Below are 20,780 nucleotides of genomic sequence, written 5' to 3' on the forward strand. Positions count from 1 at the left end.
TCGAGAGTAACCATGGCGTCCGCCGGCACTCGCGCCGGAGTGCTTCCGTTGCGACACCCCCACGCCCGGAATCGTGGCTTCCGTCACAGCCGAAGAGATCACCGCCTGATGGACTGGGCCCGTGTTCCTCGTACTCCTGCTGATCGTCGTGGTCGCCGTGGTGTCCGCCGTCGGCCTGACCGGCCACGGCGCGAGCGTCCTCGCCGCCCGCCGCGCCCGGGGAACGGGCACCGGACCGGCGCTGCACGCCCTCGCCGCCTTCGCCGGTGCCGCCGCCGTCGCGGTGTACGCCTGGGGGGTACTGCACGTGACCGGCGCCGTCATGGAGTCCGACGGCGGCGCGAGTTCCGCGCCGGCGCCGCCCTGCCGCACCCCCGGGAACGAGGAGCGCGCCCTCCACGTCATCGACCAGTCCGTCTCCTTCCTGCCGCTGGGTTTCGTCTGCGAGACCACCGACGGTGGCGAGTACACCAGCGACGACGTCCCCGGCTACGTCAACCCCGCCACCGCCGCCCTGGCCCTGACCGCCGTCGCGGGCGCCGTCGGGGCGGGGTGCGCGAGCGAGGCGCGCGCCCGCGCGACAGCGCGCGGCGACGGCCGGTGACCGGCCCCGGACGGGTGTGCGGGCACCGTTTAGGGTGCGGGGCATGAGCGATCGCGCGGTGCTGCACGTGAAGGGTCGGGTGCTCGTCGGACCGGAGGAGGTCCGGGACGAGGTGTGGGTGATCGACGGCCGGATCTCCTACGACCGCCCCGCGGGCGCCGCCGACGTCCGCACCGTCGAGGGATGGGCGCTGCCCGGCCTGGTCGACGCGCACTGCCACGTCGGCCTCGACCAGCACGGCGCCGTCCCCGCGGACGTGGCCGAGAAGCAGGCGCTGACCGACCGCGAGGCGGGCACCCTGCTCCTGCGCGACGCGGGCTCGCCGTCCGACACCCGCTGGATCGACGACCGCGAGGACCTCCCGAAGATCATCCGGGCCGGCCGGCACATCGCCCGCACCCGCCGCTACATCCGCAACTACGCCTGGGAGGTCGAGCCCGACGACCTCGTCGCCTACGTCGCCCAGGAGGCCCGGCGCGGCGACGGCTGGGTGAAACTGGTCGGCGACTGGATCGACCGCGACCTCGGCGACCTGTCGGCCTGCTGGCCGCGCGGCGCCGTCGAGGCGGCCATCGCCGAGGCCCACCGCCTCGGCGCCCGCGTCACCGCGCACTGCTTCGCCGAGGACTCGCTGCGCGACCTGGTCGAGGCCGGCATCGACTGCGTCGAGCACGCCACGGGACTGACCGACGACACGATCCCGCTCTTCGCCGAGCGCGGCGTCGCCATCGTCCCCACCCTGGTCAACATCGCCACCTTCCCCGCCCTGGCCGACGGCGGCGAGTCCCGGTTCCCGCGCTGGTCGGCCCATATGCGCCGGCTCCACGAACGCCGCTACGACACCGTCCGGAGCGCCTACGACGCCGGCATCCCGGTCTTCGTCGGCACCGACGCGGGCGGTGCCCTCGCCCACGGACTGGCCGGGGCCGAGGTCGCCGAGCTGGTCACCGCGGGCATCCCGCCCGTCGAGGCCCTCGCCGCGACGACCTGGGCCGCCCGGCGCTGGCTCGGCCGGCCCGGCCTGGACGAGGGCGCGCCGGCGGACCTGGTGGTGTACGAGCAGGACCCGCGCGCGGACGTGCGCGTGCTGACCGCTCCGCGCCGGGTCGTACTCAACGGGCGGGTCGTCGGTTGACCGACGGGAGTGACGCCGGGGAACACCCGTGCCGGAAGATGCGACGAAGATTCGAATAGATTCGCCAAAACCCCACGAAGGGGTGAAGTGCCCTCGGTTCACTGACGGTTCGGCGGACGCGGGGACATTCTGTCCGGGTCCCAAGCACGTCGCTCATGCGTGCCCCGCACGCATGTCTCACTGGGGGTCCCACCACCTTGAACGGCAACACCTTCCGCCTGCCCGCACGCCGTCTCGCCACCGTCGCGGCGGCCACGGCCCTGGCCGCGGGTCCCGCGACCCTGGCCGGCGCGGGGTCCGCCCACGCGACCGGCGACCACGGCCGCGCGAGCGCCACCGTGCTGCGCACCGGGCTCGACGTCTCCCTGCTCAACAAGACCGTGCACGTCCCGCTCGCGGTCACCCTCAACGAGGTGCAGGCGCCCGAGAGCGCCGAGAAGACCGCGCTCACCGCCCGGCTGGACGGCGTCGACGGCGGAAAGCCGTTCAGCGTGCTGCGCGCCGACGTGGCCGAGGCGAGGGCGACGGCCACCGCCGCGAAGAGCGAGGGCTCCACCACGCTGGCCCGCGCCAGGCTGCACGTCCCCGGCCTGCCGCTGCTCTCGGTGATCGAGGTCCAGGAGGTCACCTCCACGGCGACCTGCGAGGCCGGGAGGAAGCCGGTCGCCGACGCCGACCTCCTGGGACCCGTGACCGTCCTCGGCAAGAAGGTCACGCTCACCACCGGCGGGACGACGGACGTGAAGGTGCCCGGCGTCGGCGAGGTGCGGCTCGACCTCTCGAAGGAGGAGACGACCTCCCGCACGGCCGCCGCCACCGCACTCGAACTCAAGGTCTCCGTCAACCCCGGTGACCTGAACGTCGCCGAGGTCGACGGCACCGTCACCCTGGCGAAGGCGACCTGCGAGTCCCCGGCCGCCCCCGCGGACGAGGCCGGGCAGCCCCCGGCGAAGGCCGACGCGCCCCCGGCCGGGCAGGACGCGGAACAGCCCGCCGAGCCCGCGGCCGACGTGCAGGCCCAGGGCGCCCGCACCGAGGCCGAGGCCGACCTCGCCGAGACCGGCGGCAGCTCGGCGACGCCGTACGTCGCGGCCGGAGCCGCGGCCCTGGTCCTGGCGGGCGGCGGCGCACTCGCCCTGTCCGCCGCAGGCGCACCTGACGCACGGCCGGGCGGCTCCGGGACGGGCGGCCCTGCGGTGCCGGACCTGGCCGGGACGGGGGCGGTTCGGGGACCGTGTGCGGCGCGGGCTGCGGCGTGGCGCCGGTCCGGACGGACGGCGGCGCGCTGCGGGCCGGTCCCGGTGCGGGTGCGGTCGGCGCGTGGGCGGGGGTTAGCCGTCCCCGTTCCGGGGGTAGGCGGCGTGGCGCCGGTCCTGGTGGGTGGCGGGGCGTCGGGGTCGTGTCCCGGCGCGGGCGGGGCCGGCCGGGAGGGGCCGGCCGGGGGGCGGGTGACTCAGGTCGGTTTCGTCGCCGTCACCGCCTGCTCCAGCGCGTTCAGGAAGCCCTCCGTCGTCGCCCGGTCCCGTACCGCCAGCCGCAGCCAGCCGTCGCCCAGACCGGGGAACGTGTCCCCGCGCCGGACCGCGTACCCCAGGTCGCGCAAGCGGTGCCGTACGGCGGACGCGTGCGGGACGGCGACCAGCACGAAGGGACCCTCGGCCGGTCCGGCGACCCGCACCCCGGCATCGGCCAACTCCGCCAGCCCGGCGACGAGTCGGTCCCGGTCGGCGGCGATGCGGTGGGCGGCGTGGGCGGCCTCCGCCAGCGCCCGCGGCGCCACGCACGCCTCGGCCGCCGCCAGCGCGGGCGTGGACACCGGCCACAGCGGCTGCGCGCGCTCCAGCCCGGCGACCGTCTCCGGTTCCGCGAGGACGTACCCGATGCGCAGCCCCGCAAGGCCCCACGTCTTGGTGAGGCTGCGCAGGACGACGAGCCCGGTTACGTCCGTCCGCCCGGCCAGTGCCTCCCGCTCGCCCGGCACCGCGTCCATGAACGCCTCGTCCACGACCAGCGTCCGCCCGGGCCGGGCCAGCGACGCGAGTACGCCCGCCGGGTGCAGCACCGAGGTCGGGTTCGTCGGGTTGCCGACCACCACCAGGTCGGCGTCCTCGGGGACGGCGGCCGGGTCGAGGCGGAAGCCGTCCGCCGCCCCCAGCAGCACCCGGCCCACCGTGTGCCCGGCGTCGCGCAGCGCCGCCTCCGGCTCGGTGAACTGGGGGTGCACCACGACCGGCCGGCGCACCTTCAGCGCCCGCGCCAGCAGCACGAACGCCTCCGCCGCGCCCGCCGTCAGCAGCACCCGCTCCACCGGCAGCCCGTGCCGCGCCGCCACCGCCGCCCGCGCGGCCCGACCGTCCGGGTAGGCGGCGAGCGAACCGAGCGAGGCGGCGACGTGCTCGCGCAGCCAGGCCGGGGGAGTGTCCGCGCGGACGTTCACCGCGAGGTCCACCAGCGCCGCACCGTCGTCGCGCACCTCGGCGTCCCCGTGATGGCGCAGGTCGAGGCCGTCGGCCTCAGTGTGCATGGGAGTGTGCGTGTCCATGCCCGTGATGGTGCCCGTGGTGGTGGTCGCCGTCGTCGTCGGGGTGGAAGTGCGGCTGCTGCGGCAGCCCCACCTTGTCCTCGAACCCCGGCAGCGCGATCCGGTACACGCAGCTGTCGCAGTTCATCCGCAGGTCGCCGCCGACGGCCTCCTCGTACCGCTCCCACACCAGGTCGAGCAGCTCCGGCTCGGGCCCGATCACGTCCGCCGACCGCACCTCCGCCTCCGGATGCGCGGCGGCCCACTCCTCGGTCTGGTGCCGGACCCGGTCCGGGAGGATGCCGGTGAACAGGAAGTACGGCAGCACCACGACCCGCCGCGCCCCCAGCCGCACGCACCGGTCCAGGCCGCCGGGCACGTCCGGCTTCGCCAGCGACACGAACGCCGTCTCCACACCCGCGTAACCGCGCCCCTCCCACAGCAGCCGGGCCGCCTTGAACACCTCGGCGTTGGCGTCCGGGTCGGTCGACCCGCGCCCGACCAGCAGCACGGTCACCTCGGCCGGGTCCCAGGCCGGATCGACCGCCTCCGCCAGACGCCGCTCCAGCACCCGCAGCAGCGCGGGGTGCGGGCCCAGCGGACGTCCGTACGTGTACGAGATGCCGGGGTGGCGCTCCTTCTCGCGGGACAGGGCCGCCGGGATGTCGCCCTTGGCGTGCCCGGCGGACACCAGCATCAGCGGCACCGCCGCGAACCGGCGCACACCGCGCTCGACCAGTTCGGCCACCGCGTCGCCCAGCGGCGGCGGGGACAGCTCGATGAAGCCGCCCGCGACGGGCAGCTCTGGGTGGCGTCGGCCCAGCTCGCGCACGAAGTCGCGGAACGCCTCGGCTCCGGCCTCGTCCCGGGTGCCGTGGCCGGCGATGAGCAGGGCGGGCGGGGTCGTCACAGGTTCTCCTCGGGTTTCTCGGATGCGGACGCCGCGGACCCGGAGGTCCGGGAAGCGGCGGCAGGGGAGCGGCGGGTCGCCGGGTCCTCCTGCCAGCGGTAGCCGCGCGGTGTCACCATGCGCCCGGAGATCTCCCGGGTCGCGGTGTTGCCCACCGTCACGACGGTCATCATGTCGACGGTCGCCGGGTCGAGAGCGGCCAGCGTCGACAGGCGGCTCGACTCGTCGGCGCGGGACGCGTTGCGCACGACACCCACCGGAGTCGTCGGCTCCCGGTGCTCCGCGAGGATCGCCAGCGCCTTGGGCAGCTGCCAGTCGCGGCCCCGGCTGCGCGGGTTGTAGAACGTCACCACCAGGTCCGCCTCCGCCGCAGCCCGCACCCGCCGCTCGATGACCTCCCACGGCGTGTGCAGGTCGGACAGGCTGATCGACACGTGGTCGTGGCCGAGCGGCGCGCCCAGGACCGCCCCGGCCGCCAGCGCCGCCGTCACGCCCGGCACCCCGACCACGTCGATGTCGTCGGACGCCTCGGCCAGCGCCGGCGAGGCCATCGCGTACACCCCGGCGTCCCCGCTGCCGATCAGCGCCACGGCGTGCCCGCGCCGCGCCTGTTCGACCGCGGTCCTGGCCCGCTCCTCCTCGGCGCCGAGCCCCGACTCCAGCACCCGGGTGCCGGGCCGCAGCAGGTCGCGGATCTGGTCGACGTACTGGTCGAGCCCGACCAGCACCGACGCCCGCCGCAGCTCCGCCCGCGCCCGCGGCGTCACCAGGTCCCGGGCGCCGGGCCCGAGCCCGACCACCGCGAGCCGTCCGCGCCCGGGCCGCCGTACGACCGCGCAGGTCGCCATCGCGGGCACCGCCGCCGACTTCCGCTTGGGCACGAGCAGTTCGCCCCCGCGCACCAGCGCCGCCGCCTCCGCGACCGACGGGGTGCCCACGGCCGCGAGCGGCGCGTCCGAGGGGTTGGGCACCTCGACACCGGCCAACTCGTCGGCGGGGTACGTCACCAGGGGCACCCCCAGCCGCTCCGCCGCCCCGACGATCCCGGGCTCCCCGGCCTTGGCGTCCACGGTGGCCAGCTCGGCGACCGACGCGGCCGACAGCCCCGCCTCGCGCAGGGCGGCCTCCACCAGGCCGAGTACCTCGTCCACCGGCGCCCCCCTGGACGCGCCGACGCCGACGACCAGGGACGGCGGCCGCAGGACGACCTCGCCCGCGGCCGGTTCCACCGCACGGTCCGTCACCCGGATCCCGCAGGCCCCTTCGGCGGTGACCGGCAGCGGTGGCAGCGGCCACGCCACCTCCGCCCGCAGTGCCACCGGCTCACCGTCCAGCAGGGCCCGCGACACTCCGGCGACGTCGCCCTCCACGGGCAGCCCGAGCGTGTCCAGAGCGGCCAGCCCGACCGCGTCGGTCGCCGTCGTCACCACCGGCTCCGCGCCCAGCACCTCGCCGACCGCACGGGCCAGTTCGTTGGCGCCGCCCCCGTGCCCGCCGACCAGCGACACGGCGAACCGCCCGCCCTCGTCGACGCACACCACACCGGGGTCGGTCCGCTTGTCGTCCAGCAGCGGCGCCACCAGCCGGACCACGGCCCCGGTGGCCAGGAAGCACACCAGCCGCTCGCACTCGGCGAACGCGGCCCGCACGGCGTCCCCGACGGGACCGTCGTACACCCGCGTGCGGTCCGGCCACGCCGCGGCCAGCCGGTCCCGCGCCGCCGCTCCCGCCGCCGTGGCGGAAATGAGGCCGATCAAGGGGCAACTCCTTCGGTACGGCCGTGCGGCCTGACGCCCCACAGCAGGAAGACGGGATTGGTGGCCGCGAGCCGGGTCACGTCCCCCGGCAGCGGCGCGAGCCGCGAGGACTGCAGCAGCACCCCGTCGCAGTCCAGACCGGCGCCGAGCAGGGCCTCGCGGGCCGCCGGCACCCGGTCGAGCGCGGCCACGGCGACGACCACGCAGCGCCGGGCCCGCCGCGCGCACTCGGCGACGATGGAAGGCAGCTCGCGCCCGCCGCCGCCCACGAACACCGCGTCCGGAACCTCGCCCAGCCCGGCCAGCACCGCGGGCGCCGCCCCGTGCACCACCCGCACGTCGACACCGTGCGCGGCGGCGTTGGCGCGGACCCGCCCGACACCGTCCGGCGTCCTCTCGACGGCGGTGACGGCGGCACCCAGCCGCGCGCACTCCACCGCCACGGACCCGGAACCGGCGCCGACGTCCCACACCAGGTCGCCGGGGCGCGGCCCCAGACGGGCCAGGGCCAGCGCCCGCACCTCGAACTTGGTGATCATCGAGTCCCGGTGCGCGAACGCGTCCTCGGCCAGCGCCCACCCGGCGGGCCCGGGGCGCACCCCCGCGAGGGCCCGCACCGGCCCCAGCGCCCGCGCCCCGTCCAGGCACAGCACCACGCTCACCGCCGTGCCCCAGTCCCGGGCGGCGGCCTCGGCGGGTGTCACCCGCTCCACCCGCTCCTCGGCCGAGCCCAGCGCGGAGGCGACGACGAACACCCGCCCGTCGTCCCGCAACGCGGCCCCCAGCTCCGCCGGACCCGCCCCGGGACCGGTCAGCACGGCCACCTTCGGGTACGCCCGGCACACGTTCACCGCCGTCCGCAGGTCCCGCCCGTGCGCGCTCGCCACCACGGCGTCGTCCCACGGCAGCCCCACCCGCGCGAAGGCCGCGGCGACCGAGGACACCCCGGCCCGCACGTCCAGCCGCTCCGGACCGAACCGCTCGGCCAGCGCCCGCACGATCCCGAAGAACCCCGGATCACCGGAGGCCAGCACGGTCACCGGCCGCCCCCGTTCGACATACTCCGCGACCGTGTCCAGGGCGGGCGCCAACGCCCCCAGGACCACCGTCCGGACCCCCTCCGGCAGCCGTACGGCGTCCAGGTGCCGACGTCCGCCGACGACCAGCTCCGCGCCCGCGGCGACGTCCCCGGCGGGAGCCGCACCGGCGGCGGCCCCCATCCCGACCACGGTGATCACGTGCTCGCACCCCGCGAGCGCAGCTCCCGGCGCGCCTCGGGGTCGGCCTTGCGATAGCCGTGGAAGTGCCCCGGGTGGTAGAGGTGCGAGCGGGTGCCGTGCGCGTCGAGGGCCGGTCCGACCAGGAACAGGGTGTGCTTCCAGAGCCTGTGCTCCTTGACCGTCTCCTCCAGCGTCCCGATCGTGCACCGCACGACCAGCTCCTCCGGCCAGGTGGCCTGGTAGGCGACGACGACCGGGGTGTCGGTCGGATAGCCGCCCTCCAGCAGCTCCCGCACCAGCTGGCCGCTGCGGGCGGCCGACAGGAAGACCGCCATCGTCGTGCCGTGCTTCGCGAACTCACGGACCTCCTCCCCGGGCGGCATCGGCGTCTTGCCCCCGCCGAGCCGGGTGAGGACCACGGACTGCGCGACCTCCGGGATGGTCAGCTCGCGCTGCGCGAGCGCGGCCACGGCCGAGAACGCGGAGACACCCGGCACCACCTCGGTCGCGACGCCGATCTCCGCGCACCGGTCGAGCTGCTCCTGCGTGCCGCCCCACAGCGCCGGGTCGCCGGAGTGGATGCGGGCCACCCGCAGCCCCTCCGCCCGGGCCCGCCGGTACACGGCGACGACGTCCTCCAGCGACATCGTCGCCGAGTCCAGCACCTCGGCGCCCTCGCGCGCGTGCTGGAGCACCTCCGCCTGGACGAGGCTCGCCGCCCAGATCACCACGTCCGCCTCGGCGATCGCCCGCGCCGCACGGAACGTCAGCAGGTCGGCGGCGCCGGGACCGGCACCGACGAAGGTCACCTTGGCCTCGGAATCCATCGTTTTCGGTCCTCTCCTGTGCATCCTGCGCATATTTACTGCGGTTGCTGCTGTCGTACGCGCGTGAACGCGGGGTGATCGGATACCAAGGGCCCATGGCGGTCTTCGTCGCGCTCGGCGCGTTCCTGATGACGCTGGCCGGCGGCTGGACGGCGCAGCGCGTCACCGACCGACGCCACCTGGTCCTGGGCCTGGCCGGCGGCCTCATGCTCGGCGTGGTCGGCCTGGACCTGCTGCCCGAGGCCCTGGAGGCGGCGGGCGACGAGGTGTTCGGCGTACCCGCCGCACTCCTGCTCTTCGTGGCCGGATTCCTGCTCGCGCACCTGGTGGAACGCCTGCTGGCGGCCCGCCGCGCCGCACACGGCGCCGACGAGCACGGACACCGCTCGCCCGAGGTCGGTCTGACGGCCGCGGCCGCGATGGTCGGCCACAGCGCGATGGACGGCGTGGCGATCGGCGCGGCCTTCCAGGTCGGCGGCGGCATGGGCGCGGCGGTCGCGATGGCCGTGATCGCCCACGACTTCGCGGACGGCTTCAACACCTACACACTGACCAGCCTGTACGGCAACGCCCGCCGCCGCGCCGTCGCGATGCTGGTCGCCGACGCGATCGCCCCCGTCCTCGGCGCGTCCTCCACCCTCCTCTTCACCATCCCGGAGGGCGCGCTCGGCGCCTATCTCGGCCTCTTCGGCGGCGTACTCCTCTACCTCGCCGCGGCCGAGATCCTCCCCGAGGCCCACCACGAGCACCCCGCCCGCTCGACCCTGCTGTGCACGGTCGCGGGCGCGGCGTTCATCTGGCTGGTGGTGGGCATCGCGGAGTGAGCGCCGGGAACGGGAGGCGGTCACAGCTTCCCGCCCCGCCCGCCCTCGCGCCGGGCGGGCGCGATGAGCGTCGACAGATACGGCAACGGCGCGCCGTCCAGCTCGCCGGCCGGCCGCACCGACTCCTCCGGCAGCCCCAGCGCCGACCCCCACACGGCGTCGTCGAGGCGCCCGCTCTCCCGCAACGCCTCGGCCACCTCGGCCGCCTGACGGCCGAACTTGTAGGCGACGACCGTGCCGGGCCCGTGCAACGCCTCCTTGAGCACCGCGGACCCCGCGGTGACCGGCACCAGTGTCAACGGCTCCGTGCCCTCGGTCAGCACGGCCCCCGACCGTGCCGCGAGGTCCTGCATGGCGGTGATCCCCGGCACGGTCTCCACGACCGTCCCCGGCACGAGCGCGCCGACGGTCTGCGCGAGGTAGGTGAAGGTCGAGTACACGTTGGGATCACCGATGGTCGCGAAGGCGACGGCGGCATGCTCCCGCAGCAGCCCGGCCACCCGCTCACCGGCCGCGTCCCAGGCCGCCTCGCGCCGCGCCCGGTCGGTGCGCTCGTTCAGCGCGAACACGACCCGCACGATCTTCTCGGCGCCCACGTAGTGCAGCACGGTCGCCTCGGCACGGCCGCGCTCGCCGGTGTCCATGACGGGCACGACCACGACATCGGCGCCCCGCAGCGCGTTGACCCCCTTCACGGTCACCAGCTCGGGGTCCCCGGGCCCGACCCCCACTCCGATCAGCCTGCTGCTCATGACGTCCGGCACCTCTCCACGAACCGACGGGCGACACCGGGCTCGGCCGCCCAGTGCGTGTGCAGATAGCTCGCGTGCACACCGCGCTCCACGAATCCCTCGACGCGCCGCTCGGGCGCCCGCATCCCCCAGGCCGGCGCGGCCCCGGCCCCCGGCTCCACCACCGTCCGGTGGAACTCGTGCCCCCGCATCCGCGTCCCCGCCCCGGCCAGCGCACTGTCGGACACGGCCACGGCGTCCCGGTAGCCCAGCGTCAGCCGCTCCGACATCCGCGCGGCGGCGTCCAGCACCCCGCACATCGGCCGCCCGTCCAGCTCACGGCACAGATACAGCAGCCCCGCACACTCGGCGGCGACGGGAGCACCGCTGAACGCCAGCTCGGCGACGGACTTCCGCAGCGGCTCGTTGGCGGACAGCTCGGCGGCGTACACCTCGGGGAACCCGCCGCCGATCACCAGCCCAGCGGTCCCCTCGGGCAGCTCCTCGTCCCGCAACGGGTCGAACGTGACGACCTCGGCCCCGGCGGCCGCGAGCAGTTCGGTGTGCTCGGCGTAGGAGAACGTGAAGGCCGCTCCTCCGGCGACGGCAACGCGTGGCGTCGACTTCTCGACCGACCGAGACGGGATGGGGGTCCCCCCGCGCGAGCGCATTCGAGCGTGGGGGAGGGTGGGCATAGGCCCGGGGGTCCAGGGGGCGGAGCCCCCTGGCAACGGCCCGGCAGCCCGCGCCAACCCGACCAACGCCTCCAGGTCACACCCCGCGGCGACCTGCGCACCCATCGCCGTAACGGCATCCACCGCATCCGAGCCCCGCTCGGCGACAGGCACCAACCCCAGATGCCGGGAAGGCGTCTCCACGGGCGCGGCCCTGCGCAACACCCCCAGCACCGGCACCCCGACGGAGTCCACCGCCTCCCGCAACAACTCCTCGTGCCGATCGGACGCGACCTTGTTCAGGATCACGCCCCCGATCCGCGCCTCCGGGTCCCAGGACACGAACCCGTGCACCAGCGCCGCCACCGACCGCGACTGCGACGACGCGTCCACGACCAGCACCACCGGCGCCCGCAACAGCTTCGCGACCTGCGCGGTGGACGCCAGCTCGCCCTCCCCGGCGGCCCCGTCGTACAGCCCCATGACGCCCTCGACCACGGCGATGTCGCACCCGCGCGCCCCGTGCAGGAACAGCGGCCCGACCAGCTCGGGCCCGCACAGGTACGCGTCGAGGTTGCGGCCCACCCGCCCGGTGGCGAGCGCGTGGTAGCCGGGGTCGATGTAGTCGGGCCCGACCTTGTGCGGCGACACGGCGAGCCCGCGCCCGGTGAGCGCGGCCATCAGCCCGGTGGCGACGGTGGTCTTGCCGCTCCCGGACGAGGGCGCGGCAATGACCAGCCGAGGAACGGCGGAAGCCGGGGAGGTCACCACTCGATGCCCCTCTGCCCCTTCTGCCCCGCGTCCATCGGATGCTTGACCTTGGACATGTCGGTGACGAGATCGGCGAACTCCACGAGGGCGCCGGGCGCGTTCCGCCCGGTGATCACGACGTGCTGGGTCCCCGGCCGCTCGCGCAGCACCGACACCACCTCGTCGGTGTCGACCCACCCCCAGTGCATCGGGTAGGCGAACTCGTCCAGCACGTACAGCTTGTACGTCTCGGCGGCCAGGTCCCGCTTGACCTGCTCCCAGCCCTCGCGGGCCTTCTCCTCGTTGTCCATCTGGGCGTCCCGCTGGACCCAGGACCAGCCCTCGCCCATCTTGTGCCAGTCGACGGACCCGCCCTCGCCGCTGGCGCCCAGCACCCGCAGGGCGTTCTCCTCGCCGACCTTCCACTTCGCCGACTTGACGAACTGGAACACCCCGATCGGCCACCCCTGGTTCCAGGCCCGCAGCGCCAGCCCGAAGGCGGCGGTGGACTTGCCCTTCCCGATCCCCGTGTGCACCACGACCAGCGGACGGTTGCGCCGCTGCCGGGTCGTCAGCCCGTCGTCCGGTACGACACTCGGCTTGCCCTGCGGCATTACGCGGCCCTCCTGCTGCCCTGAACGTCCTTCACGAGACCGGCGATCGAGTCGGCCCGCAGCTCGTCCAACGTCACCGCGGTACCGCCCAGCTCACCCGCGAGCTGCCCGGCCAGCCCCAGCCGCACGGGCCCCGACTCGCAGTCCACGACGACGGAGGCGGTGCCCTCGGCGGCGAACAGCCGCGCGGCGCGCGAGGCCAGCGCGACGGGCTCGGGGCCGCCGGTGGCCCGCCCGTCCGTCACGACGACCACCAGCGCCCGCCGCGCCGGATCCCGCAGCCGCTCCACCCGCAGCACCTCGTGCGCGCGCAGCAGCCCGGCGGCCAGCGGCGTACGCCCGCCCGTCGGCAGCGACTCCAGCCGCACCGCCGCCGCGTCCACCGACGACGTCGGCGGCAGCGCCACATCGGCCGCCGAACCCCGGAAGGTCACCAGCCCCACCTTGTCCCGCCGCTGGTACGCGTCCAGCAGCAGCGACAGCACGGCACCCTTGACGGCACTCATCCGCTGCCGCGCGGCCATCGACCCGGAGGCGTCCACCACGAACAGCACGAGGTTGCCCTCACGCCCCTCACGGCTCGCCTGCCGCAGGTCGTCCCGGCGTACCACGAGCCCCGGCCCGCTGCGGCCCCTTGCCCGCTGGTGCGGTGCGGCGGCCTGCACGGTGGCGGCCAGGTGCAGCTTGGTCAGGGCCCCCTGCGGCCGCCGGGCGCCCGTGGTCCGCCCGTGCTCGGTCCGCGCCCGCGAACGCCGCCCGGCGGCGCCCTCACCCAGCCCCGGCACGCTCAGCACCTTGGTCCGGAACGGCTCGGCGGCACGCGCCGGCTGCTGCTCCCCGGCACCGGAACCGGACGGCTGCGGCTCGCCGCCCTCCCCGGCCTCGGGCCGCGCGGCGGCGTCGCCGCCGCCCTGCGGCCCGTCGTCGGGCTCGGGCTGCCCGCCGGGACCGCCGCCGGGACCCGGATCGGGGTCGTCGTCCCCGTCCTCGCCCTGGCCGTCCTGCCCGCCGAACTCCTCCAGCGTCTCGTCCAGCTTGTCCTCGTCCAACCCCGGGGCGTCGAACGGATTGCGCCGCCGCCGGTGGGGAAGTGCGAGCAGCGCTGCCTGCCGCACGTCCTCGGCGAGCACCTCGGTCCGTCCGGCCCAGGCCGCCAGCGCGGTCGCCGTCCGGGCCATCACGATGTCGGCCCGCATGCCGTCCACCTCGAAGGCGGCACAGGTCGCCGCGATCTGCCGCAGCGCCCCGTCGCCAAGCCGCACCGACGGCAGCAGCTGCCGCGCCGCCGCGATCCGCGCCCGTACGGCGGACTCCTCGTCGGCCCAGCGCGTGGCGAAACCGGCCGGGTCGTCGTCGTACGCCAGCCGGCGCCGTACGACCTCCACGCGCTGATCGGGCTCGCGCGAGGCGGCGACCTCGACGGTGAGCCCGAACCGGTCCAGCAACTGCGGGCGCAGCTCGCCCTCTTCGGGGTTCATGGTCCCGACGAGCAGGAACCGCGCCGCGTGCCGCACCGACACGCCCTCGCGCTCGACGTAGGAGGCGCCCATCGCGGCGGCGTCCAGCAGCAGGTCCACGAGGTGGTCGTGGAGCAGGTTGACCTCGTCGACGTACAGGATCCCGCGGTGCGCGTCGGCCAGCAACCCCGGCTCGAAGGCCTTCACGCCCTCCGCCAGCGCCCGCTCGATGTCCAGCGCGCCCACCAGCCGGTCCTCGGAGGCGCCGACGGGCAACTCGACCATGCGGGCCGGACGCGAGGCGAAGGCACCCGGCGCGTGCGGGCCGTCCGGGCAGTCCGGGTCGGGGGAGTCGGGGTCGCAGGAGAAACGGCACCCGGAGACGACGTCCACCCCGGGCATCAGCGCCGACAGCGCCCGCACGGCCGTGGACTTCGCGGTGCCCTTCTCGCCGCGCACCAGCACACCGCCGACGGCCGGGGAGACGGCGTTCAGCAGCAGCGCGAGCCGCAGGTCGTCCTGGCCCACGACGGCCGTGAACGGGAACGGGGTACTCACTTGTCGTCGCCCTCCAAGTCGCCTTCGAGCTCCAGATAGGTGGCGCGCAGCCGCTCCAGCGTCTCCGCGTCGGGTTCGGCCCACAGGCCGCGGTCGGCGGCCTCCAGCAGCCGCTCGGTGATGCCGCGCAGCGCCCAGGGGTTGGACTTCTTCATGAAGTCCCGGTTCTCGGGCGAGAACACGTACTCGGCGCTGAGCCGCTCGTACATCCAGTCGTCCACGACACCGGCCGTGGCGTCGTACCCGAAGAGGTAGTCCACGGTGGCCGCCATCTCGAAGGCGCCCTTGTAGCCGTGCCGCCGCATCGCGGCCATCCAGCGCGGGTTGACCACCCGGGCCCGGAAGACGCGGTGCGTCTCCTCGCCCAGCGTCCGGGTCCTCACCTGGTCGGGAGTGGCGGAGTCGCCGACGTAAGCCTCGGGGGAGTCCCCTGTGAGGTGCCGCACCATGGCGACCATGCCGCCGTGGTACTGGAAGTAGTCGTCGGCGTCCACGAGGTCGTGCTCGCGCGTGTCCACGTTCTTCGCCGCCACCGCGATCCGCCGGAACGCCGTCTCCATGTCCCCGCGCGCCGCGCGCCCGTCGAGCCCGCGCCCGTAGGCGTAGCCGCCCCACACCGCGTACACCTCGGCGAGGTCCGCGTCGGAGCGCCAGTTGCGGGCGTCGATCAGCGGCAGCAGACCGGCGCCGTACGCGCCCGGCTTGGAACCGAAGATGCGGGAGGTCGCCCGGCGCCGGTCGCCGTGCTCGGCGGTGTCCTCGTCGGCGTGCGCCTTCACGAAGTTGTCCGAGGCGGGCTCGTCCAGCTCCGCCACCGCCCGCACCGCGTCGTCGATCAGCCCGACCACGTGCGGGAACGCGTCCCGGAAGAAGCCCGAGATGCGCACCGTGACGTCGACGCGCGGCCGGCCCAGTTCCGCGACCGGGACCACCTCGAAGCCCGTCACCCGGCGCGACGCGTCGTCCCAGACCGGGCGGCAGCCCAGCAGCGCGAGGATCTCGGCGATGTCGTCGCCCTGGGTGCGCATCGCGGAGGTGCCCCACACCGTGAGGCCGACCGACTTCGGGTACTCACCGGTGTCGGTCAGGTACCGCTGGATCAGTGAGTCCGCGAGCGACTGGCCCACCTCCCAGCTCAGCCGGGACGGGATGGCCTTCGGGTCGACGGAGTAGAAGTTCCGGCCGGTCGGCAGGACGTTGACCAGCCCGCGGGTCGGGGAGCCCGACGGCCCGGCCGGGACGTAACCGCCGTCCAGGGCCCGCAGGATGTGCCCGATCTCGTCCGTCGTGCGGGCGAGCCTCGGTACGACCTCCGCGCAGGCGAACTCCAGCACCGCCACCGCGTCGGCGAGTTCGGTGCCCAGCACGTCCCGCACCAGGCCCGGGACGGCCCCCGCGTCCCACTCCCGCAGCTCCATCCCCTCCGCGAACCGCCGGCACAGCTGCTCCAGCAGGTCGATCGCGTCGGCCGCCGACCGCGCCGGGCCGTCCACCAGGTCCGTCAGTTCCGCCGGCACCTTCACCGGGGCGCCGGGCTCGGCCAGCAGTTCCTTCTCCACCAGCCCGAAGTGCTCGGCCAGACAGGCCCGCAGGCCCGGCAGCGCGTTCGCCTGCCCGCCCCACACCTGCGAGGCGCGCAGCACCGCCAGGACGAGGTTGACGCGCGGCTCGCCGACCGGGCCGCCGCCCAGGACGTGCAGGCCGTCGCGGATCTGCACGTCCTTGATCTCGCACAGGTAGCCGTCGATGTGCATGACGAACTCGTCGAAGTCGTCGTCGTCCGGCTGGTCGTCCACGTGCAGGTCGTGGTGGAGCTCGGCCGCCTTGACCAGCGTCCAGATCTGGGCCCGGACTGCCGGTGCCTTGGTCGGGTCCAGGTCGGAGACGAGGGCGTACTCGTCGAGGAGCTGCTCCAGCTTGGCCAGGTCGCCGTAGGTGTCGGCGCGCGCCATCGGCGGCACGAGGTGGTCGACGACGGTGGCGTGACCGCGGCGCTTGGCCTGGGTGCCCTCGCCGGGGTCGTTGACGATGAAGGGGTAGATCAGCGGCAGGTCGCCGAGCACGGCGTCCGGCGCGCAGCCCGCGCTCAGCCCCAGCCCCTTGCCCGGCAGCCACTCCATCGTGCCGTGCTTGCCCATGTGCACGATCGCGTCGGCGCCGAAGCTGCTGTCCAGCCAGCGGTAGGCGGCCATGTAGTGGTGCGACGGCGGCATGTCCGGGTCGTGGTAGATCGCGATCGGGTTCTCCCCGAAGCCGCGCGGCGGCTGGATCATCACCACGACGTTCCCGAACTGGAGGGAGGCCAGCACGATGTCGTCACCGTCCACGTACAGCGAGCCCGGCGGCTCGCCCCACGCCTCCCGCATGCCGTCCCGCAGCTCCGGGTCGAGCTTCTCGAACCAGGCCCGGTAGTCGGCCAGCGGCACCCGCGCGGGCGCCGCCGCCAGCTGGTCCTCCGTCAGCCACTCCACGTCGTGACCGCCCGCCTCGATCAGCCGGTGGATCAACTCGTCGCCCTCGGAGGGGTACTCGGTGACCCCGTACCCCGCCTCCCGCAGCGCGTCCAGGACCCGCACCGCGGACGCGGGGGTGTCCAGGCCGACGGCGTTGCCGACCCGGGAGTGCTTGGTCGGGTACGCCGTGAAGACCAGCGCGAGCTTCTTCTCGGCGTTCGGCTTGTGCCCGAGCGCCGCGTGCCGTACGGCGATCCCGGCGACCCGCCCGGCCCGCTCGGGGTCGGCGACGTAGACCGGCACCTCGTCCGGACCCTGCTCCTTGAAGGAGAACGGCACCGTGACCAGCCGCCCGTCGAACTCCGGGATCGCCACCTGCATCGCCGCGTCCATGGGGGAGAGCGCGGCGTCCGAAGCCTGCCAGGCGGCCCGGGAGGAGGTGAGGCAGAGCCCTTGCAACACCGGGATGTTCAAGTCGGCCAGCGCGCCGATGTCCCAGGCCTCCTCGTCACCGCCCGCCGAGGCCTGCGAGGCGTGCGTGCCGCCGGCCGCGAGGACCGTGGCGACCAGGGCGTCGGCCCGGCCCAGCAGCTCGTACAGCCCGGGGTCCGCGCCGCGCAGCGAACCGCAGTACACCGGCAGGGCGTTGGCGCCGCGCGCCTCGATCGCGTCGCACAGCGTGTCGACGAAGGCGGTGTTGCCGCTGAGCTGGTGGGCGCGGTAGAAGAGCACGCCGACCGTCGGGCGGCCCTCGACGAAGGCCCGGGTGCCGTGGACGCCGTACTCCGGCATCTTCCGCGGCTCGTCGAAGCCCTCGCCGGTCAGCAGCACCGTGTCGGACAGGAACCGGGCGAGCTGGGTGAGGTTGTCCGGACCGCCCTCGACCAGGTAGCGCAGCGCCTGCGCCACCACCCCGGCCGGGACCGAGGACTCCGCCATCAGCTCCGCGTCCGGCACGCTCTCGCCGCCCAGCAGGACGGTCGGGATGCCGGCGGCCCCCAGTGCGGCGAGCCCGTCCTCCCAGGCGCGCTTGCCGCCGAGCAGGCGCACGACGGCGAGGTCCGCGCCGTCGATCAGGTCCGGCAGTTCCTCCCCGACGTCGACCCGGGTCGGGTTGCCGATCCGGTAGGCGGCGTCCGACGCGCGGGCCGCCAGCAGGTCCGTGTCGGCGGTCGACAACAACAGCACTGTGCTCATGCGGGCGCTCCCGGTGGAATGAAGGGCAGTCCGTGCGGCGCGCCGGACTCGATGAGCCGCCACAGCGCGTCCGTGTCCGCGTGGTGTTCGATCAGGTCGCCGAGCCGGTCGAGCTGCTCCTCGCGCAGCGCGGCGAACGAGGTGTCGGGGGCCGACACGAAGCGGCGGCCCGCGGCGGCGGCCACCTCGCGCAGGAACGCCCGCCGGAAGTCGTCCGACTCCAGCGAGCCGTGCCAGTGCGTGCCCCAGGTCTGGCCGACCCGGCAGCCGTCCAAGAAGGCGTCCCCGCCGGTCACTTCGGCGACCCCGTGGTGGATCTCGTACCCCTCGACGCGCTCGCCGAGGGCCTCGCCCACCGGCCGGGTGAGGGTCTTCTCGCGGTCGAACCGCACCCGCACGGGGAGCAGTCCCAGCCCGTCCACGTGCCCGGCGCGCGACTCGACCTCGTCCTCGATGTGCTCGCCGAGGAGCTGGAAGCCGCCGCAGATGCCGAGCACCGGCCGCCGCTCGGCCACCCTGCGCGCGATCGCGTCCGCGAGCCCGCGCTCGCGCAGCCACTCCAGGGCCCGGACCGTCCCGCGCGTCCCCGGCACGATCACCAGGTCGGCGTCGGCCAGTTCCTCCGGACGGTCCACGAACCGCACCACGACACCGGGTTCGGCGGCCAGCGCGTCCACGTCCGTGAAGTTGGACATCAGCGGGACCGCGCAGACGGCGACCCGCAGCACGTCCTCGCCGACCGGCGGCGCGACGACCGACTCCCGCACCGTCCCGCGCAGCGAGACCCGCAGACCGTCCTCCTCGTCGATGCCGAGCCCGTGCCGGAACGGCAGCACGCCGTACGTCCGCCGCCCGGTGAGGCCGCGCAGCATCTCCAACCCGGGCTCCAGCAGCGACACATCACCCCGGAACTTGTTCACCAGGAACCCGGCGACCAGTGCCTGGTCCTCGGGCGCCAGCAGCGCCACCGTGCCGAAGAAGGACGCGAAGACGCCGCCGCGGTCGATGTCGCCGACGACGAGGACGGGGAGTCCGGCGCCCCGGGCGATCCCCATGTTCACGATGTCGGTGCGGCGCAGGTTGATCTCGGCGGGGCTGCCGGCGCCCTCGCAGATCACCGCGTCGTAGGTGCCGCGCAGTTCGGCCAGCGAGTCGAGCACCGTGCCGAGCAACCGCTCCTGGCGCCCGCCGTGATAGCCGCGGGCGCTCGTCTCGCCCACCGGCCTGCCGAGCAGCACGACCTGGCTGCTGCGCTCCCCGCCGGGCTTGAGCAGCACGGGGTTCATGTGCGCGCTCGGCTCCACCCGGCAGGCCTGGGCCTGCATGGCCTGCGCCCGCCCGATCTCGGCGCCGTCCCGGGTCACGAAGGAGTTGAGCGACATGTTCTGCGCCTTGAAGGGCGCCACCTTGACGCCCTGGCGGACCAGCCAGCGGCAGATCCCGGCGGTGACGACGCTCTTGCCGGCGTCGGAGGTGGTACCGGCGACGAGGAGGCCACCGTTCATGAGGTACGTCCCTTCGTGACACCCGGGTTCTTGGCGGTGGCCCGGCGCGCGAGCAGCCGCGCGCCCGCGCACACGCCCAGCGCCAGCCAGCCCACGCGCCGGGACAGCCGTACCGCACGGTCGATGTCGCCGGAACCGGCCCGTACGGCGCGTCCCGCGGCGCCGTTGAGGACGGGCCGGTGCTCGACCCGCCCGCCGTAGGAGAGCGTGCCGCCGAGCCGCACGCCGAGGGCGCCCGCGAAGGAGGCCTCCACGGGCCCGGCGTTGGGGCTCGGGTGCCGTGCGGCGTCCGCCCGCCAGGCCCGTACGGCGCCGCGCGGGTCGCCGCCCGCCACGGTGGTCAGCACGGCGGTGAGCCGGGCGCCCGGCCAGCCCGCGAGGTCGTCGAGGCGGGCCGAGGCCCAGCCGTAGCGGCGGTACCTGGGCGACTTGTGGCCGACCATCGCGTCCAGCGTGTTCACGGCCCGGAAGCCGAGCAGCCCGGGCACCCCGGCCACCGCGCCCCAGACCAGGGCGCCCACCACCGCGTCCGAGGTGTTCTCGGCGACGGACTCCACGACGGCCCGGGCGATCCCGTCGGCGTCCAGCGCCTGCGGGTCCCGCCCGCACAGGTGCGGCAGCCGCGCCCGCGCCGCCTCGACGTCCCCGGCGTCCAGGGCACGGCCGACGGCGGTGGCCTCGCGGGCCAGCGAGGTGCCGCCGACGACCGACCAGGTGGCCGCGGCGGTCAGCGCGACGGAGGCGGCGGGGGAGCGGCGTACGGCGTGCGCGGCGGCCGAGCCGAGGACGACGGCGCCGCCGGCGCACACGACGGTGTGCAGGGCGCCCCGGCCCCGGTGGTCCCGCCACAGCACCTGTTCCACGGCGCCCGCGGCACGGCCGAACGCGGCGACCGGGTGTCCGCGGCGAGGATCGCCGAGGAGGAGGTCACCGAGGAGGCCGGCGGCGGCGCCGTACGCGAAGACGCGTCCGGCACGCACGGCTCAGCCGGCCGTGGGAAGGGGAAGTCGAAGCGTGTCGCTGGTGAGCCCGGAACGGCAGCC

Annotated in this window: 15 protein-coding genes and 1 pseudogene; 4 read left to right on the plus strand and 12 right to left on the minus strand. The window is 75.2% G+C overall.

Features of this window, described 5'->3' with window-relative positions; translation table 11 throughout:
- Positions 1-121 precede the first annotated feature (121 nt).
- The 3 genes and pseudogenes from Sru02f_RS09690 to Sru02f_RS09700 all read left to right on the plus strand — a co-directional run.
- Positions 122-604 (plus strand): hypothetical protein, encoded by a 483-nt coding sequence (locus tag Sru02f_RS09690; RefSeq protein WP_109032017.1) that lies wholly within the window; start codon positions 122-124, stop codon positions 602-604.
- 43 nt (positions 605-647) lie between these two features.
- Complete coding sequence (locus Sru02f_RS09695; RefSeq protein ID WP_109032018.1) at positions 648-1,739, plus strand: amidohydrolase family protein; 1,092 nt, start codon at positions 648-650, stop codon at positions 1,737-1,739.
- Between the two features lie 197 nt (positions 1,740-1,936).
- Positions 1,937-2,881, plus strand: a pseudogene (locus Sru02f_RS09700) (SCO1860 family LAETG-anchored protein); the annotation flags it as partial.
- Between the two features lie 311 nt (positions 2,882-3,192).
- On the opposite strand, the gene cobC reads toward Sru02f_RS09700, so the two are convergent.
- The 5 genes from cobC to cobM are packed head-to-tail and all read right to left on the minus strand — an operon-like array spanning position 3,193 to position 8,974.
- On the minus strand, positions 3,193-4,281 hold the full coding sequence (cobC, locus tag Sru02f_RS09705; protein ID WP_109032020.1) for an Rv2231c family pyridoxal phosphate-dependent protein CobC: 1,089 nt from the start codon (positions 4,279-4,281) through the stop codon (positions 3,193-3,195).
- Complete coding sequence (locus Sru02f_RS09710; RefSeq protein WP_109032021.1) at positions 4,253-5,170, minus strand: sirohydrochlorin chelatase; 918 nt, start codon at positions 5,168-5,170, stop codon at positions 4,253-4,255. The genes cobC and Sru02f_RS09710 overlap by 29 nt, the downstream gene beginning before the upstream one ends.
- Positions 5,167-6,927: a precorrin-3B C(17)-methyltransferase gene (cobJ, locus tag Sru02f_RS09715; RefSeq protein WP_244941837.1), complete on the minus strand. Its 1,761-nt coding sequence runs from the start codon at positions 6,925-6,927 to the stop codon at positions 5,167-5,169. Before cobJ ends, Sru02f_RS09710 begins: the two co-directional genes overlap by 4 nt.
- Positions 6,924-8,165 (minus strand): precorrin-6y C5,15-methyltransferase (decarboxylating) subunit CbiE, encoded by a 1,242-nt coding sequence (gene cbiE / locus Sru02f_RS09720; protein ID WP_167469529.1) that lies wholly within the window; start codon positions 8,163-8,165, stop codon positions 6,924-6,926. Before cbiE ends, cobJ begins: the two co-directional genes overlap by 4 nt.
- Entirely contained in the window at positions 8,162-8,974 is an 813-nt protein-coding gene (gene cobM / locus Sru02f_RS09725) for a precorrin-4 C(11)-methyltransferase (RefSeq protein WP_164272288.1), read from the minus strand. The genes cbiE and cobM overlap by 4 nt, the downstream gene beginning before the upstream one ends.
- Positions 8,975-9,069: 95 nt before the next feature.
- On the opposite strand from cobM, the gene Sru02f_RS09730 reads away from it, so the two are divergent.
- Positions 9,070-9,798, plus strand: a complete 729-nt coding sequence (locus Sru02f_RS09730) for a ZIP family metal transporter (protein ID WP_109032023.1) — start codon at positions 9,070-9,072, stop codon at positions 9,796-9,798.
- Between the two features lie 20 nt (positions 9,799-9,818).
- Here Sru02f_RS09730 and cobI read toward each other — a convergent pair whose 3' ends face one another.
- Genes cobI through Sru02f_RS09765 form a run of 7 tightly spaced genes read right to left on the minus strand, consistent with a single transcriptional unit; the run spans position 9,819 to position 20,717 of the window.
- A complete protein-coding gene (cobI, locus tag Sru02f_RS09735) occupies positions 9,819-10,550 on the minus strand; it encodes a precorrin-2 C(20)-methyltransferase (protein ID WP_109032114.1) in 732 nt (243 codons plus the stop codon).
- On the minus strand, positions 10,547-11,974 hold the full coding sequence (locus Sru02f_RS09740; protein ID WP_109032024.1) for a cobyrinate a,c-diamide synthase: 1,428 nt from the start codon (positions 11,972-11,974) through the stop codon (positions 10,547-10,549). Before Sru02f_RS09740 ends, cobI begins: the two co-directional genes overlap by 4 nt.
- Positions 11,968-12,567: a cob(I)yrinic acid a,c-diamide adenosyltransferase gene (cobO, locus tag Sru02f_RS09745; protein WP_003976969.1), complete on the minus strand. Its 600-nt coding sequence runs from the start codon at positions 12,565-12,567 to the stop codon at positions 11,968-11,970. The genes Sru02f_RS09740 and cobO overlap by 7 nt, the downstream gene beginning before the upstream one ends.
- Positions 12,567-14,582 (minus strand): putative cobaltochelatase, encoded by a 2,016-nt coding sequence (locus tag Sru02f_RS09750; protein WP_109032025.1) that lies wholly within the window; start codon positions 14,580-14,582, stop codon positions 12,567-12,569. The genes cobO and Sru02f_RS09750 overlap by 1 nt, the downstream gene beginning before the upstream one ends.
- Positions 14,579-18,232: a cobaltochelatase subunit CobN gene (cobN, locus tag Sru02f_RS09755; protein ID WP_109032026.1), complete on the minus strand. Its 3,654-nt coding sequence runs from the start codon at positions 18,230-18,232 to the stop codon at positions 14,579-14,581. The genes Sru02f_RS09750 and cobN overlap by 4 nt, the downstream gene beginning before the upstream one ends.
- Complete coding sequence (locus Sru02f_RS09760; protein ID WP_109032027.1) at positions 18,229-19,737, minus strand: cobyric acid synthase; 1,509 nt, start codon at positions 19,735-19,737, stop codon at positions 18,229-18,231. Before Sru02f_RS09760 ends, cobN begins: the two co-directional genes overlap by 4 nt.
- Positions 19,734-20,717 (minus strand): cobalamin biosynthesis protein, encoded by a 984-nt coding sequence (locus Sru02f_RS09765; RefSeq protein ID WP_109032028.1) that lies wholly within the window; start codon positions 20,715-20,717, stop codon positions 19,734-19,736. Before Sru02f_RS09765 ends, Sru02f_RS09760 begins: the two co-directional genes overlap by 4 nt.
- Between the last annotated feature and the right edge of the window lie 63 nt (positions 20,718-20,780).

This window comes from Streptomyces rubrogriseus (genome assembly GCF_027947575.1).
Taxonomy (GTDB): Bacteria; Actinomycetota; Actinomycetes; order Streptomycetales; family Streptomycetaceae; genus Streptomyces; species Streptomyces rubrogriseus.